Below are 14,207 nucleotides of genomic sequence, written 5' to 3'. Positions count from 1 at the left end.
TCCGTTATCCCAATTGATACGGCTTGCAAAGGTACATATAAATATGTGAAATGCCAAGCGAGATACAGCCTCGTTTGGGATTTTTATGCTTTTTTAAAAGCGTTCACCTCCCCTATGGAGAATGCGTCAAATATCCCAGGTCTGTTCCTACTTGGATATTGGACACATTCTCGGATGGCTTGATTGTGAGGGGAGGAGATAGCTGATGGTTGAAGATGACGGCGGACAAAACGACTTATTTCCAGCTGTGCTCAGTCAGTTTCGATGTCGACTCGATGTCCATGGTCATGCCCATCATCTTCGTCTTTCCTGTGTAGGTTTGATCGTTTACCCATCCGTTCTTGAGAAAATGATAGGTGTCAGTCCCGTCCATGTCGATGTGGGTCATGCCCATGGCTTTCATCTGTCCCCAGTTGTTCTCGATCTGCGAGGTTACCTCCTCGCCGAGTCCCATTTTCTTTATGGTGTTGATCAGGAAGGTCTTGGTCTCGTTTTCATCCATGTCGGCTTTGCTCTTTGCTACGACAGAGAGCATGCCGAGGATGTTGCTGACGTCATACGTGACAGCCATTTTAATCCCCTGCATCTCTTTGTTCTCCTTTTCACCGGTCTTCAGTGTCTTGCCGTAGAGATTGAAGAGACATTTTTCCTTGAAGCTCTCTGTTATGTTCTTCTCACTGAACAGGTCGTTCAGTGCCATGATCATCTTTGCCTTCGGTGAGGCTTTCTCCATATCGGGGTTCTTCAGGTAGATCGAATCGATTTCTGCAAGGGCGGCCTTGCTCATCTTCGCCACCACCTCTTCATAGTTCAGCAGCTTCTGCAGGCTGCCGTTCGCATCAACCTGGAAGAGGACCGGCACTTCGTCGATAAACCGACTGATTCTGTCCCCCATCTGCATTGCCACGTCTTTGTTTCCTTCCACCTTCGTGTCTTTTGTGAGGAACACCACTTTGTAACCGTCAGCGGCGGCATCCTTTACCTCGATGCAGGTCTTGTTCGTAATCTTCACGTTCTGTGATCCGCCACCCATAGGCGAAGCGGCATTGATGCTGGTCACGTTCTCATAGGTTGCCTTGTCGCCTTTCTGGAGAGCAACCTTGATGAGCGTCTGTGCATTCAATGCTGTGACGGCAAGGAGCAATGCAAAAGTCAGAAATGTCTTTTTCATAAGCGTTGTTGTTTAGTTTAAATGTTTATTAGGTGGTGGAAGGCAGGGATGATGGTTCAATCCCTGCCTCCGGCTGTTAATAGGATCTTGCAATGATGACGCGATACTTGGCCGGCTTTCCGCTTACCATGTCCGTACCCGGTGTCTGCTCGAACATATAAGGAACGCAGCGGATAGTGGCCTGAGTGTCTTCCTTGATCTTCGCCTCGGTCTCTTCGGTACCGTCCCAGTGGCAGAGGAAAAAGCCTCCGTCCTTTACCTTCTCCTTGAACTCCTCATAGTCCTCGCACTCGTAGATGTGTGCGTCGCGGAAGTCCTTTGCCTTCTTGAAGATGTTGTCCTGAATGTCGTCAAGGAGGCTCTTCACACGCCCGACGATGCCGTCGAAGCTGACGTTTTCTTTCTCCAGTGTGTCACGGCGCATTACCTCGATGGTGTTGTCCTGCAGGTCGCGGCCCCCCATAGCCAGACGTACAGGTACACCCTTCAGTTCGTAGTCGGCAAACTTGAATCCCGGACGCTTGTTGTCGGAATCGTCATATTTGACAGTGATGCCCAGTTCTTTCAGCTGGTCGATGATCGGCTGCAGTTTAGCTGTGATTTCCTTCAGCTGTTCCTCTCCCTTGAAGATAGGGATGATGGCCACCTGAATCGGTGCGATACGCGGAGGGAGAACCAGGCCGTTGTCGTCAGAGTGGGTCATGATGAGCGCACCGATCAGGCGTGTGCTGACCCCCCATGATGTTGCCCATACATACTCCGGCTTGTTGTCCTTGTTGAGATAAGTGACATCGAACGACTTGGCGAAGTTCTGTCCCAGGAAGTGGGAGGTCCCGCTCTGCAGGGCCTTTCCGTCCTGCATCATGGCCTCGATGGTATAGGTGTCCAAAGCACCGGCGAAACGCTCCGTCTCGCTCTTCACGCCCTGCACAACAGGTACGGCAAGCCATTTTTCAGCGAAGTCAGCGTACACGTGCAGCATGGTCTGTGCCTCCTTCTCTGCCTCCTCACGTGTAGCATGAGCGGTGTGACCCTCCTGCCAGAGGAACTCCGATGTGCGGAGGAACGGACGTGTACGCATTTCCCAGCGCATGACGTTGCACCACTGGTTACACATCAGCGGCAGGTCGCGCCATGAGTGAATCCAGTTCTTATAGGTGTTCCAGATGATAGTCTCGCTCGTAGGGCGGATGATGAGTTCCTCCTCCAGTTTCGCATTGGGGTCGACCTCGACGCCGTTGCCGTCCTCCGTTGCTTTTAGTCGGTAATGGGTAACCACGGCACACTCCTTGGCGAATCCCTTCACGTGTTCAGCCTCGCGGGAGAGAAAGCTCTTCGGAATCAGTAGCGGGAAGTAGGCGTTCTGTACGCCGGTCTCCTTGAACATTTTGTCAAGCTGTGCCTGCATCTTCTCCCAGATGGCATAGCCGTAGGGTTTGATGACCATGCAGCCGCGTACGGCAGACTGCTCTGCCAGTTCTGCCTTCACTACCAGGTCGTTGTACCATTGAGAGTAGTTCTCTGCTCTCTTGGTCATGTGTTTCAGTTCTTTTGCCATAAGTCTTTTTCTGCTTTGTTCTGCACTTTTAGGGGATTTCCGTTTTCTTGTAGGAGTTTCCCTTTTGTCCCTTTTCCGGGAATTGATAATTTTGTGCAGGAATTATGCAAACGAGTGCAAAGGAAGCTCGCTTCCATTTGTCGAGTGCAGCTAATTTTCTGCAAAAATACAAAAAAATGTTGGCAATAGATGCCTCACAGCATATATTTGTTTAACTTTGCATGAATTAATTTATGCAGGTGCGGCTGCAAAGGCCAATCCTTGGAAAGTAAAGGATAATTATTAATCAATTAACAGTTTTGGTTATGAAGAATATGAAAATGATGGCAGCCGGGATGTGTTTACTGACTGTCGTAAGTTGTCAGACAAAACAGGGAACAGGAACGTTGATTGGCGGTGGTGCCGGAGCGGCACTCGGCGGCATCGTCGGTCAGATTATAGGTCACAATGGGAAGAGCACGGCGATTGGCGCAGCCATTGGCGGTGCCATCGGCTCCGGAGCCGGCGCACTTATCGGCCGTCACATGGACAAGGTGGCACGTGAGACTGCCCAGACTCTTCCCAACGCCCGTGTCGACAAAGTGACGGATGCCAACGGACTGGAGTGTGTGAAGGTCACCTTCGATTCGGGTATCCTCTTCCCATTGAACGGTTCCAAATTAAGCGCTTCTGCCAAGAACGACCTCACAAAGTTCGCTGCCCTGATGAAGCGTAACTCCAACTGTGACGTTGCCATACAGGGCTATACTGACGCTTCCGGTAACGACAATATCAACCTGCCGCTGTCACAGCGTCGTGCCGAGGCGGTGTCGTCTTACCTGAAGGGGCGGGGCGTTACCGGCCGTCAGATTCGTTCGGTACAGGGCTTTGGCAGCTCCAACCCTATTGAGAACAAGACGATTAGCCAGGCGAATCGTCGTGTGGAAGTATATCTCTATGCTTCTTCCGAGATGGTCCGCCAGGCTAACAACGGAACGTTGTAGTCTCTGGATGCAGGAATGCTGTTCTGTACATCTTTGTCGGACTTCTGTTTGCAGATGTATGGGGTGTGTATTCCTGTAGGAAAGACTGCATCCTGTTTTCTCTTCTCCATAGGGGAACCGGATGCCCTGGTACGGAAATATTGGTATTGGAAGGATATTGCCCTGGCGGTATCCTTCTTTTTTGTTTATGTTGTGTCAGAACATAGCAAAGGAGCTTACCCCTGTCAGTCAAGTTTAAGCGCAGGACGAAAGGTAGTCAACCCCAAACATTGTAAACTGCATCTGGAGCACTTTTCCCAACGTCCCGGACTCGTATTCCCAACGTCCCGGACTCGTATTCCCAACGCCTGGGACTCGTGTTCCCAACGCTTGGGAACTCTGTTCCCAACCGGTCGGGAACAATCCGTTCAACCGATTGGATTGAAGCGTTTCCACGTGAGTTCGGTATAAGATGCTTGTAGTCTGATTGGCTGCCTCTGCCTATGGCATGAGTTTTAGTTTGACCACCTGATTATCAAAAAGACCTCTTTAACACGTCGCAGATTCAAAAAAATGGTGTATCTTTGTCACACAGAAACAAAAGTTTGTGTTCAATTGAAAACTAAGAACCTGTCCGAAGACCGGGTAAGCCCCATCCGATACATAGGATATGTCTATCTATAAATGAACGAGAAAACAAAGATCTGGCTTGCGGCCATGCTTCTTGCAGTGAGTGCAGGCGCACTTGCAGAAGAGAGACCAGCGGACTGCGTCCGGCAGAACAGTCCTGAAACGACAGGGTTCGTTTGCAGGGAAGGAGGTCATGTTTCCCATCTTGTATCTGCTGACGAGCCGGTACGTGTTGAAGGCATTGCTGCATTCAGGCCTGAAAACAAATATACGCTATGGTACACAAAGCCAGCAACAAACTGGATGACCTCCTGTCTGCCCATCGGTAACGGTCAGTTCGGGGCAACCCTGATGGGACAGGTAGCTGTTGACGACGTGCAGTTCAACGACAAGACCCTATGGAGCGGTAAGCTCGGTGGCTTGACCAGCACGGCTGATTATGGCAGTTATCTTAACTTCGGCAACCTCTTCATCAGCAGCCACGGCATGAAGAAGGTGACGGATTATGTGCGTTACCTTGACATCAACAATGCCGTGGCAGGTGTGCAGTTCTGCATGGACGGGGTGGCGTACCGCCGTACTTACTTCGCAAGCAATCCTGACAGCTGTATCGTTATCCGTTACACAGCCTCGCAGAGAGGGAAAATCAGCACGACGCTTGCGCTGATGGACCAGAACGGAGGACATGTACGTTATGTGGTGGACAAGGTAAATCAGGCTACGATTACCTTCGATGGGCAGATTGCCCGACAGAAAGACGGTGGCGCTGCCACGCCTGAAAGTTATTGCTGTACTGCACGTGTCGTGACCGAAGGCGGTAAGGTCAGGAAAAATGCAAGAGGACTTATCGAGGTGAGCAATGCTGACTGCATGACGGTTTTCCTCCGTGGGCTGACCGACTTCGACCCTGATGCACCGGAGTATGTTGCCGGATCCGGCCGTCTTGCCGGTCGTGCAGCGGCTACCGTCGACAGCGCACAGCGAAAGGGATATGCCGCACTGCTGGCTGCCCACAAGGCCGACTACAGGTCGCTCTTCGACCGTTGTCAGCTCACACTCGGCGACAGCAAGGCTGACATTTCGACCCCACAGCTGATCAGCAGCTATCGTGACAATCCGCATGACAACCTCTTCCTGGAGGAGCTATACTTCAGTTACGGGCGTTACCTGCTCATCAGCTCCAGCCGTGGTGTCTCTCTTCCTGCCAATCTGCAGGGAATCTGGAACAACAGCAACACGCCGGCCTGGCACGCCGATATCCATGCCAACATCAATGTGCAGATGAATTACTGGCCTGCAGAGCCGACCAACCTCTCGGAACTGCACCGTCCTTTCCTTGATTATATTTATCGTGAAGCCTGCGTGAGACCTTCCTGGCACCGCTTTGCAAAAGACATGGGTCATGTGGATGCAGGATGGACATTGCCTACGGAGAATAACATCTATGGATCCGGCACCACCTTTGCCGATACCTATACCGTTGCCAATGCATGGTATTGCCAGCATCTGTGGCAGCACTATATGTACACGATGGACAGGGAATACCTGCGTACACGGGCGTTCCCGGTCATGAAGTCGGCTGTCGACTACTGGCTCAGAAAACTGGTGAAGGCCTCGGACGGCACCTACGAGTGCCCTGACGAGTGGTCGCCGGAGCACGGACCGACGGAGAATGCCACTGCACACAGCCAGCAGCTGGTCTGGGATCTGTTCAACAGTACACGCAAGGCCATCAAGGTGCTTGGTGACGATATGGTCTCAAGGACGTTCCTTGATTCGCTTGCCGGTTGTTTCGCCAGGTTGGATGACGGCTGCCATACGGAGGTCAATCCCGCTGACGGACAGACTTATCTGCGTGAATGGAAATACACTTCACAGTTTGACAACCCGGGCAGGGTCGGTGTGGACGAGTACAGGACGCACCGCCATATCTCCCACCTGATGGGGCTCTATCCTTGCAGCCAGATCAGTGAAGACGGCGACAAGACCGTGTTCCGGGCAGCCCGTACATCGCTGCTTGCCCGTGGAGACGGTCACGGAACAGGCTGGTCGCTCGGCCATAAAATCAATCTCAATGCCCGTGCTCACGAGGGACTGCACTGCCACAACCTTATCCGGCGGGCCTTGCAGCAGACCTGGTCGACGGACGTGGACGAGCGGGCGGGCGGAATCTATGAGAATCTCTGGGATGCACACGCACCTTATCAGATTGACGGAAACTTCGGCTATACGGCCGGCATTGCCGAAATGCTCCTGCAGAGCTACAACGGCAAGCTCGTTATTCTCCCTGCTCTGCCGACGGACTTCTGGACCAAGGGTGCTGTCAAGGGGCTGAAGGCTGTCGGCAACTTCACGGTCGACATTACCTGGGTGAAAGCCCGGGCGGAGGAAATACGGATAGTCTCTCATGCGGGCACGGTCTGTGTGGTGAAGTATGCCGGTGTGGCAGATGATTTCAAGTTGACGGCAGGCGATGGAAAACCGCTTGCTTATGAATGCACAGGCAATGATGAAATCAGTTTCCCGACGGTCAAAGGCGGCGTATATATTCTTGTTTCCAAGTAGGACAATAGGAATAGAAAGCAGACACAAATAGCTGTTGTACAGGTCTTCCTTGTTCTGTGTTGCTTTCAGACTGCATCTGCATGAGACGGTATTGTGATTCCGTGTCTGGGGAAGTGTGTTATCGAACCGGCGTATTTATTTAAGGTGCAGGTTCTAAAACAGCGTAACAGCAGGGAAAAAGTATGGATGCCGGCATCTCCTTGGTGGAATCGGCTACTACCATACTTTTTCCCTGCTGTTACGCTGTTTTTCTGTTGCTCTGTTTTTATGCCTTGGGCGGTGTCTTCCGCTCGTGCTCGGTGAGGAAACCGCAGCGGTAGGCATAGAGAAGTTCGTTGAGCGCTTCAATCTGGAGCTTCAGTTCCATACCCTTGTCAGTGTCTTCCACGCGGAGGCGATGCTGGTTCATCTCTACGATCTGGGTTGTCGAGACAATGTCTGTCCCCCGTTTGATGGCATCTTCAGCCGACGTGAACGGCTCGTGCTGGACGAGCTGGAAGCCGCGGGAATGATAGACGAGAGTGTAGCCTGCTATTCCGGTTTCCTTGTGATAGGCCTGCGAGAAGCCCCCGTCGATGACCATCAGCTTGCCGTTGGCCTTGATAGGGTTCTCGCCCTTGACGACATGGACAGGAACATGGCCGTTGATGACGTGGCGGTTGGGTTGCGGTACATGGAATTCGTCCATGATCATGTCGACAATCTGTTCGTTGTCGCGCATACTGAAATAGTAGCCTTTCTCTTCCTTGTGGGTTTCCTTCTCGGCAAGGAAATAGCGTTCGAAGGTGGCCATCTTGGCTTTGTCGAAGAGGGGACTGTCTGGTCCGCACCATAGATAGAGGAAGAAGTCGACGGCATCCTGGTGTTCTTCCTCGGTCTGCAGGTCGTTGTTCGACTGGAAAGCAGAACGGATCTTCATGCCTGTCTGGTAGAGCAGTTCCTTCCCTTTCAGCTTCTCCCCGGGTGCTATCTCCACCTCTTTCAGCTTTCCGTCTTTTGTAAGCGGGATGGAGGCATGATAGAGCAGGTTGTGGTTGACGATATTGTACATACAGCCGTGGCGGAGCAACGACTGGATATGGCTGCGCAGTTTTTCGCTTGACGTGAACGAATGGTGCAGCCGGTCGATGAGTGCCTGTTCCTCCTCGGTGAGCTGGTCGGGCTGCCCAGGGTTGATGGTCGGGAAGTTGCAGGAGCGCATCTTGTATTCTTTTCCGTCCACGACGATGGTTCCTTTCTTGTAGTCGACGGCGTGGAGTAGGCGGCGGTCATCCATTTTCCATAGAGGATGGCGGCTGATCATCTGCGATTCTATCTTGAACTGTATGATGCTGATGGCCTTGTGCATCTGTGCGGTCAGCGTCATGTTGCGGTCGTCAAGCGGGTTGTCTTTCGACACTTTCGGCATAAACTCTTCACAGGGGTCATTGCCGTATACGTCCATGGCGAAGGTGGCCAGCTGGATGAGATTGATGCCGTATCCGTCTTCGATGGTAGCCATGTTGGCATAACGCAGGGCGATGCGGATGACGTTACAGATGCAGGCATCGTTGCCGGCACAGGCTCCCATCCACAGGATGTCGTGGTTCCCCCAGGTGATGTCCCATGTGTGGTAGTTCTGCAAGGTGTCCATCACGATGTGGGCGCCTGGTCCGCGGTCGTAGACATCGCCCAGAATGTGCAGCTGGTCGATGGCCAGCCGCTGTATGACTTCGCAGATGGCCGTAATGAAGTCGTCGGCACGTCCGGTAGAGATGATCGTCTTGATGATGGCGCTCACATAGTCGGTCTTGTCCTTGTCATCCGAATGTTCGTGCAGCAGCTCCTGTATGATATAGGAGAAATCTGCCGGCAAGGATTTGCGTACCTTTGAGCGGGTGTATTTACTGGACACGTCGCGGCACACCTCTACCAGACGGTAGATGGTAATGTGATACCAGTCCTTTATGTCCTTTTCCTCGTGTTTGACGAGTTCCAGTTTCTGTTCCGGATAGTAGATCAGAGTACACAGCTCGCGCTTCTCTGTGCTGCGGAGGGTGTCGCCGAAGAGCTCGTTTACTTTTCGCTTGATGTTTCCAGAGGCATTCTTCAGCACGTGTTGGAAGGCCTGGTATTCACCGTGTATGTCGGCAAGGAAGTGCTCTGTGCCCTTCGGGAGGTGTGCGATGGCCTCAAGGTTGATAATCTCCGTGGTGGCATCGGCAATATTCGGGAACGATTTTGCCAGCAGCTGCAGATACCGCTCGTCTTTCTTCAGATTGTAATGTTTGTTTGTCATGTGCTAATGTCTTTGGGTGAAATTCTTTCTTAGGATACGCCTTGTCTGTCTGTCATTGAGCGGCGGGAAGGGCATGAATCCCTCTTTCAGCTGCACCTTCTCAGCGAGGAGCTGGATGATGCGGCGTGCGTAGCGATAGATGCGCAGATGACGGAGCACCTCTGCCAGACGGTCCTCATCATAGTCATTGTACTTGATGGCTGTATAGAGGTCTGCCAGCTGGCGCAGGGTCAAGCTTCCTTTGCGCTCCACCTGCCGTGTGTTTGCCAGCATGATGATGATTTGTCTGATCAGCATCTCATCCCGGTTGAGATTGTCGTTGAGCCGCTGACGCATGAGTGGCTGGCTGCCGGACAGTTCCTTTGCGTCTACAGAATTTGTGTTCTTGGATGCCGACAAGGCGTACCGCCGGATGGCCGTTGTATCGATGTCGGGTGCATTGAGCTGCAGACGGTTGATGCCGTTGCCGATGATGTCTCTGACTCCTTCGTCATCGGCATAGAGCAGGATGCGCTGCCATTGTCCGGGATTTAGGCTCCGCAGGTTCAGCAACTGTTCACTGGACAGAAGATTGTGTGTCGTTTCCTGTGCCAATCCGGCATGCAGCAGGCTCGGTATGGCATCTTTCTCCATGGCCGTCATGGCAAGCTGATAGCGTGTGTCGAGGACTTTGCGGTAGAAGTCGACTGCCTGATGTGCCATTGCATCATCACTCTGCTGCCTGTCCAGAACACAGTCAGCCACCACGTCGATGCGTTCCGTCCATCCCAGCCGGAGAATGTCCTTCTTCTCATGTTCGCTGGAGACGAGGATTGCGTCAGCCTGTTGCACCATTCTCTTCTGGTAGAGAATCGCCTTTATGTGCTTCGTGAGTTTCCGTTCTGCCATGCGTGTATGCCTGTCAAGTCCCCAGTGGGGCGACAGTATGACGGGACAGCCCTTTCCGACAGCTTGAGCAGCACATCTTGCGGCTTTGTAATCCCAGCAGGCATGGATGTGTACGATGTCTGCATGAAATTCATCAGACACCCTCTTGAAGTCGTCCCGGCGCGTGACGATCCTGACCTCGGCATATTCCTGCTGTGCCGTGGCAAGTCGCAGGAAATGGTCTGACAGCAGTTTGCCGGCTTCTATGCCGTCTATGTAATGGATGATGCGCATTTAGAGTTTGTGAGAAATAAAGTCGTACTTGTTGGCACGATGGTATCTGACCTTGTACCCAAGGTGATGCCATGCGATTGCAATCTCATAGGTAATGACCTTCCAGGCCGGCAGGTCCATGCCGAACCGCCTCAGTGCCTTCCTGCCGATGAGGATACGGAGCACAAGGGTCAGTACAAGTGCCAGTCCGGCAGCGGCTGCAACGGTCCAGAAGCCAGACAGTAAGCCTGCAACGAGGGCTGTACACTGTAGCAGGTAGTTGCCGTGCAGTGCCGTCTGATCCAGCCATGGGAGGAAGCGATGCCGCAAAGTATGTTCCATGTGCTGGCGGTTCTCCATATAGAAGAGGTGCCGGCCCATCCAGGTCTTCTCTGTCGGCATTTCCTCGATGAGCGTTCCCCCGGGAGCATTCTCCAGTGCGAGATTGCTGTCCCGGGCGTATTTGTTCACCATGAAATCGAACTCGCCGCGCAGGTACTTGAGGTTTCCCCGGAATCCTTCTTCGTCCAGGAAGACGCTCTTGCGGAAGAGCAGGGCGTTGAAAGGGCAGGCATAAGCCTTGCCGTGCTGGTACTCGCGCATGAAGTAGCGTGCCTGGTAATATCGCTCGAACCGGCGGTAGCCTGGTGTCTTATCCTCGTACCGGGTATAACCTACCACAAGCTCCTTTCCGGCGGTGCAGTTGCCGGCTATCGTCCGCAGCCAGTCCTCGCTCTGCGGGCGGCAGCAGATGTCTGCCATCATCACCCAGTCGTGTTTCGCTGCCTTCACGCCAAGTGTGATGGCGAGTTTCTTCCTGCTCATGTAGCGAGATGACTCGGGAATGAAGGTCGTGTAGAGTCTTTTGTTACCTGCGAAGCGTTTCAGCACATCACTTGTCTCATGGTCGTTCTGCGGAGCGACGACAATTACTTGGAAATCAGTCGGGTAGTACTGGTCCAGATAGCATGGGAGATTTTTCGAAAGCTCCTCCGCATTGTCATGCGGCGTGAAGATGATGGAGACGGCCGGAAGCATAGGGATAGCCGAACTTCCGACAGCTTTCCCTCCTTCGTCTGTTCTCTCCGTTGTGTCTTCTCCATCAGCCTCGGGCGTTGCAGGCCGGTGTTCTGATATCCTCACTCTGCGGAAGAAAGGATTGCACAGGGTCGTCAGCAGTGCCACGGCCAACAGCACAGCCGAGAAGAGGAGGGTTGTATGATCAAAGGTGAACATTTACTTGTTGCATTGTTTTTGTTAAAGCTCGTCAGACAGGTAGCCGACAGGCTGCCGGCGGCAGTTGTATTGCGAAGCCATGATTTCGCCGTATGCCCCGGCCGACCGAAGTGCAATCAGGTTGCCCCGGTGGACGGTATTCAGCGGGATGTCCTTGGCGAAAACGTCACTTGACTCGCAGATGGGACCCACAACATCATAGATCTGTTCCGGTCCATCGCTCGACAGATTTTCTATCTCATGTCTGGCATGGTAGAGGGCGGGACGGATGAGGTCGGTCATGCCGGCGTCCACGATGGCGAACTGCTTTGCCATTCCCTGTTTTACGTAGAGCGTACGGGTAATGAGGCTTCCCATCTGTCCGACGACGGCACGTCCCAGCTCAAAGTGGAGCTTCTGTCCCTCCCGCAGTTTCAGATAGCGGGCAAAGGTGTAGAAGTAAGCCTTGAACTCGGGTACTGCTTTGCTGTCCGGCTGTGTGTAGTCGATACCCAGTCCGCCGCCTACATTGATGTTCTCCGCCCTTATATCCTGCTCCTCCAGACCGTCTTGTATTTCGTTGATCCGGCTGCACAGGTGGCGGTAGTCCGTCATGTCGAGAATCTGTGAACCGATGTGGAAGTGCAGCCCGATAAAGCGGATGTTCGCCATCCTTTCCGCCTCCCGGATGGCCGGCACCATGTCCTGCATGGCGATTCCGAACTTGTTCTCTGCCAGTCCGGTTGTGATCATCTTATGTGTATGCGCTCCTACATCCGGGTTGATGCGGAAACATACGTTCGCCACTTTCCCTTTCCTCGCAGCCAGACTGTTGATGACCTCCAGCTCGGCGACGCTCTCCACATTGAAGCAGAAGATGTCGTGGTCGAGCCCGAGATTGATTTCCCAGTCTGCCTTCCCCACGCCGGCATAGACAATGCTGCCCGCAGGGAAGCCACTGTCCAGACAGCGTCGTATCTCGCCTCCGCTCACACAGTCGGCCCCCATTCCTGCCTGGCTGATTATCTTCAGCACCTTTGCGTTGGCATTGGCCTTGACAGCATAGTGAACGATAAAGTCTGCGTGTGTCCTCACTTCTTCATGGATCGCCTGCAGAGTCTCCCGAAGGAGGTTGCAGTCGTAATAGTAGAAAGGGGTATCGATATGCTTGAACTTGTCTGTCGGAAATCTGTTGGTCATCTGTCTGATTTGCATCGTATAGTGGCGTTATCCTATTATGCGGCTATCCGTAAGGACGTGTGGAACATAGGGCTGTAAAGTCATCTGGTGGCGGGCCTCAAGCCGTGCGTCCGCTTCCGGAACGGGTGTCCTGTAAGTCGGTCTGCTGCCGGTTCTATTACTTGAATAGGACATCCGACAGCGACTGCAGTGCGCGCTGTTTGTCGGTCTCCCTGATCAGGAAGGAGATGTTGTAGTTGCTGCCTCCAAAGCTGATCATGCGGACCGGAATGTCCTTCATGGCATCCGTTGCCAGTGTCTCGAAGCCGACATTGCTCCAGTCGAGGTCGCCGACAACGCAGACGATGCACATCTCTGCATCGACGGTGACAGTGCCGTACTTCTTCAGTTCGTCGACAATCTCCGCCAGATGGCTGTCGTTTTCGATGGTCATCGACACGCCCACCTCACTGGTCGCAATCATGTCAATGGGGGTCTGGTAGCTTTCGAAGATCTCGAATACCTTGCGCAGGAAGCCGGATGCACCGAGCATACGGCTCGACTTTATCTTGATGGCCGTGATGTTGTCTTTGGCGGCGACCGCCTTGATTTTGCCCTTCACGAGGGTGTTGTTGATGATGGTCCCTTCAGCGTCCGGATCCATCGTGTTCTTCAGCCGGACCGGGATGCCGGCGTATTTTGCCGGCTGCACGCAGGTGGGGTGGAGAATCTTTGCCCCGAAGTAAGCCAGCTCAGAAGCTTCCTCAAAGTTCAGCTGGCGCACGGCTTCGGTCTTCTCTACCACGCGCGGGTCGTTGTTGTGCATTCCGTCGATGTCTGTCCAGATCTGGATTTCTTCGGCATTGATGGCAGCCCCGACAAGCGATGCCGTATAGTCCGATCCGCCCCGCTGCAGATTGTCCACTTCGCCGTAGGCATTGCGGCAGATGAAGCCCTGTGTGATATAGATCTGATAGCCCTCATTCTCTTTCATGATGGCGGTCAGGTGATCTTTGATGTACTGACCGTCGGGCTCGGCGTTCTTGTCCGTGCGCATGAAGTCGAGTGCCGGTAGCAATGTGGCTTTGATGCCTTGCTCCTGAAGGTAGTTCACTACCATGTTGGTAGACAGAATTTCGCCTTGTGCCACGATGCTTTTTTCCTCGAACGAGGTGAACAGGTCCTTTGTGAAAGAACGCAGATAGTTGAATTCTTCGCCGAGGAACTCACGTGTCTTCAGTTTGTATTCTTTTGTGGAATACAGCTCTTCGATGTGTCCGAGGTACTTCTGTTCAAGGGTGTTGATCAGTTCGTTGGCACCTTCGGGATTCTTCCGATAGAGGTAGTCGGAAATCTCTATCAGTGTGTTTGTCGTTCCACTCATTGCGGAGAGCACGATGAATGTGGGTTCTCCAGACCTTGTTATCAGTGAGGCTACGTCTTTCATCCGCTCCGGCGAGCCGACGGATGTGCCTCCGAATTTCATTACTTTCATCATCTTCTGTCTTT

General features: G+C 53.0%; 9 protein-coding genes. 2 read left to right on the top strand and 7 right to left on the bottom strand.

From position 1 onward, the window contains the following. Positions 1-235: 235 nt before the first annotated feature. Both DYH27_RS05640 and proS read right to left on the bottom strand, forming a co-directional pair. A complete protein-coding gene (locus DYH27_RS05640) occupies positions 236-1,171 on the bottom strand; it encodes a hypothetical protein (RefSeq protein WP_025067791.1) in 936 nt (311 codons plus the stop codon). Positions 1,172-1,247: 76 nt separating this feature from the next. Then, positions 1,248-2,729, bottom strand: coding sequence for a proline--tRNA ligase (proS, locus tag DYH27_RS05635; RefSeq protein WP_025067790.1), 1,482 nt, complete (start codon positions 2,727-2,729; stop codon positions 1,248-1,250). Positions 2,730-3,034: 305 nt separating this feature from the next. On the opposite strand from proS, the gene DYH27_RS05630 reads away from it, so the two are divergent. Next, positions 3,035-3,712: an OmpA family protein gene (locus DYH27_RS05630; RefSeq protein ID WP_004352415.1), complete on the top strand. Its 678-nt coding sequence runs from the start codon at positions 3,035-3,037 to the stop codon at positions 3,710-3,712. A 663-nt stretch (positions 3,713-4,375) separates the two neighbouring features. Beyond that, a complete protein-coding gene (locus DYH27_RS05625) occupies positions 4,376-6,886 on the top strand; it encodes a glycoside hydrolase family 95 protein (RefSeq protein WP_081640761.1) in 2,511 nt (836 codons plus the stop codon). Between the two features lie 265 nt (positions 6,887-7,151). Here DYH27_RS05625 and DYH27_RS05620 read toward each other — a convergent pair whose 3' ends face one another. The 5 genes from DYH27_RS05620 to DYH27_RS05600 all read right to left on the bottom strand — a co-directional run bounded on the left by DYH27_RS05620 (position 7,152) and on the right by DYH27_RS05600 (position 14,193). After that, positions 7,152-9,164, bottom strand: coding sequence for a fructose-bisphosphatase class III (locus DYH27_RS05620; RefSeq protein WP_029216492.1), 2,013 nt, complete (start codon positions 9,162-9,164; stop codon positions 7,152-7,154). Positions 9,165-9,167: 3 nt separating this feature from the next. Beyond that, positions 9,168-10,325, bottom strand: coding sequence for a glycosyltransferase (locus tag DYH27_RS05615; protein ID WP_025067789.1), 1,158 nt, complete (start codon positions 10,323-10,325; stop codon positions 9,168-9,170). Beyond that, positions 10,326-11,540 carry a glycosyltransferase family protein gene (locus tag DYH27_RS05610; RefSeq protein WP_029216491.1) on the bottom strand — a complete coding sequence of 405 codons (1,215 nt, stop codon included), beginning with the start codon at positions 11,538-11,540 and terminating at the stop codon, positions 10,326-10,328. Positions 11,541-11,561: 21 nt separating this feature from the next. Then, positions 11,562-12,719, bottom strand: a complete 1,158-nt coding sequence (gene lysA, locus DYH27_RS05605) for a diaminopimelate decarboxylase (RefSeq protein WP_029216490.1) — start codon at positions 12,717-12,719, stop codon at positions 11,562-11,564. Between the two features lie 157 nt (positions 12,720-12,876). Beyond that, entirely contained in the window at positions 12,877-14,193 is a 1,317-nt protein-coding gene (locus tag DYH27_RS05600) for an aspartate kinase (protein WP_025067788.1), read from the bottom strand. Positions 14,194-14,207: the final 14 nt, after the last annotated feature.

Source organism: Prevotella denticola, from assembly GCF_900454835.1.
Classification (GTDB): Bacteria; Bacteroidota; Bacteroidia; order Bacteroidales; family Bacteroidaceae; genus Prevotella; species Prevotella denticola.
The sequence above is the reverse complement of the archived record's forward strand: the minus strand, read 5'-3'. Positions and strand labels throughout refer to the sequence as shown.

Bases quoted from the DNA above. Each gene is read 5' to 3' on its own strand.
- DYH27_RS05630 (WP_004352415.1), top strand. From the start codon at position 3,035: ATGAAGAATATGAAAATGATGGCAGCCGGGATGTGTTTACTGACTGTC.
- DYH27_RS05640 (WP_025067791.1), bottom strand. From the start codon at position 1,171: ATGAAAAAGACATTTCTGACTTTTGCATTGCTCCTTGCCGTCACAGCA.
- DYH27_RS05625 (WP_081640761.1), top strand. From the start codon at position 4,376: ATGAACGAGAAAACAAAGATCTGGCTTGCGGCCATGCTTCTTGCAGTG.
- proS (WP_025067790.1), bottom strand. From the start codon at position 2,729: ATGGCAAAAGAACTGAAACACATGACCAAGAGAGCAGAGAACTACTCT.
- DYH27_RS05620 (WP_029216492.1), bottom strand. From the start codon at position 9,164: ATGACAAACAAACATTACAATCTGAAGAAAGACGAGCGGTATCTGCAG.
- DYH27_RS05610 (WP_029216491.1), bottom strand. From the start codon at position 11,540: ATGTTCACCTTTGATCATACAACCCTCCTCTTCTCGGCTGTGCTGTTG.
- DYH27_RS05615 (WP_025067789.1), bottom strand. From the start codon at position 10,325: ATGCGCATCATCCATTACATAGACGGCATAGAAGCCGGCAAACTGCTG.
- DYH27_RS05600 (WP_025067788.1), bottom strand. From the start codon at position 14,193: ATGAAAGTAATGAAATTCGGAGGCACATCCGTCGGCTCGCCGGAGCGG.
- lysA (WP_029216490.1), bottom strand. From the start codon at position 12,719: ATGACCAACAGATTTCCGACAGACAAGTTCAAGCATATCGATACCCCT.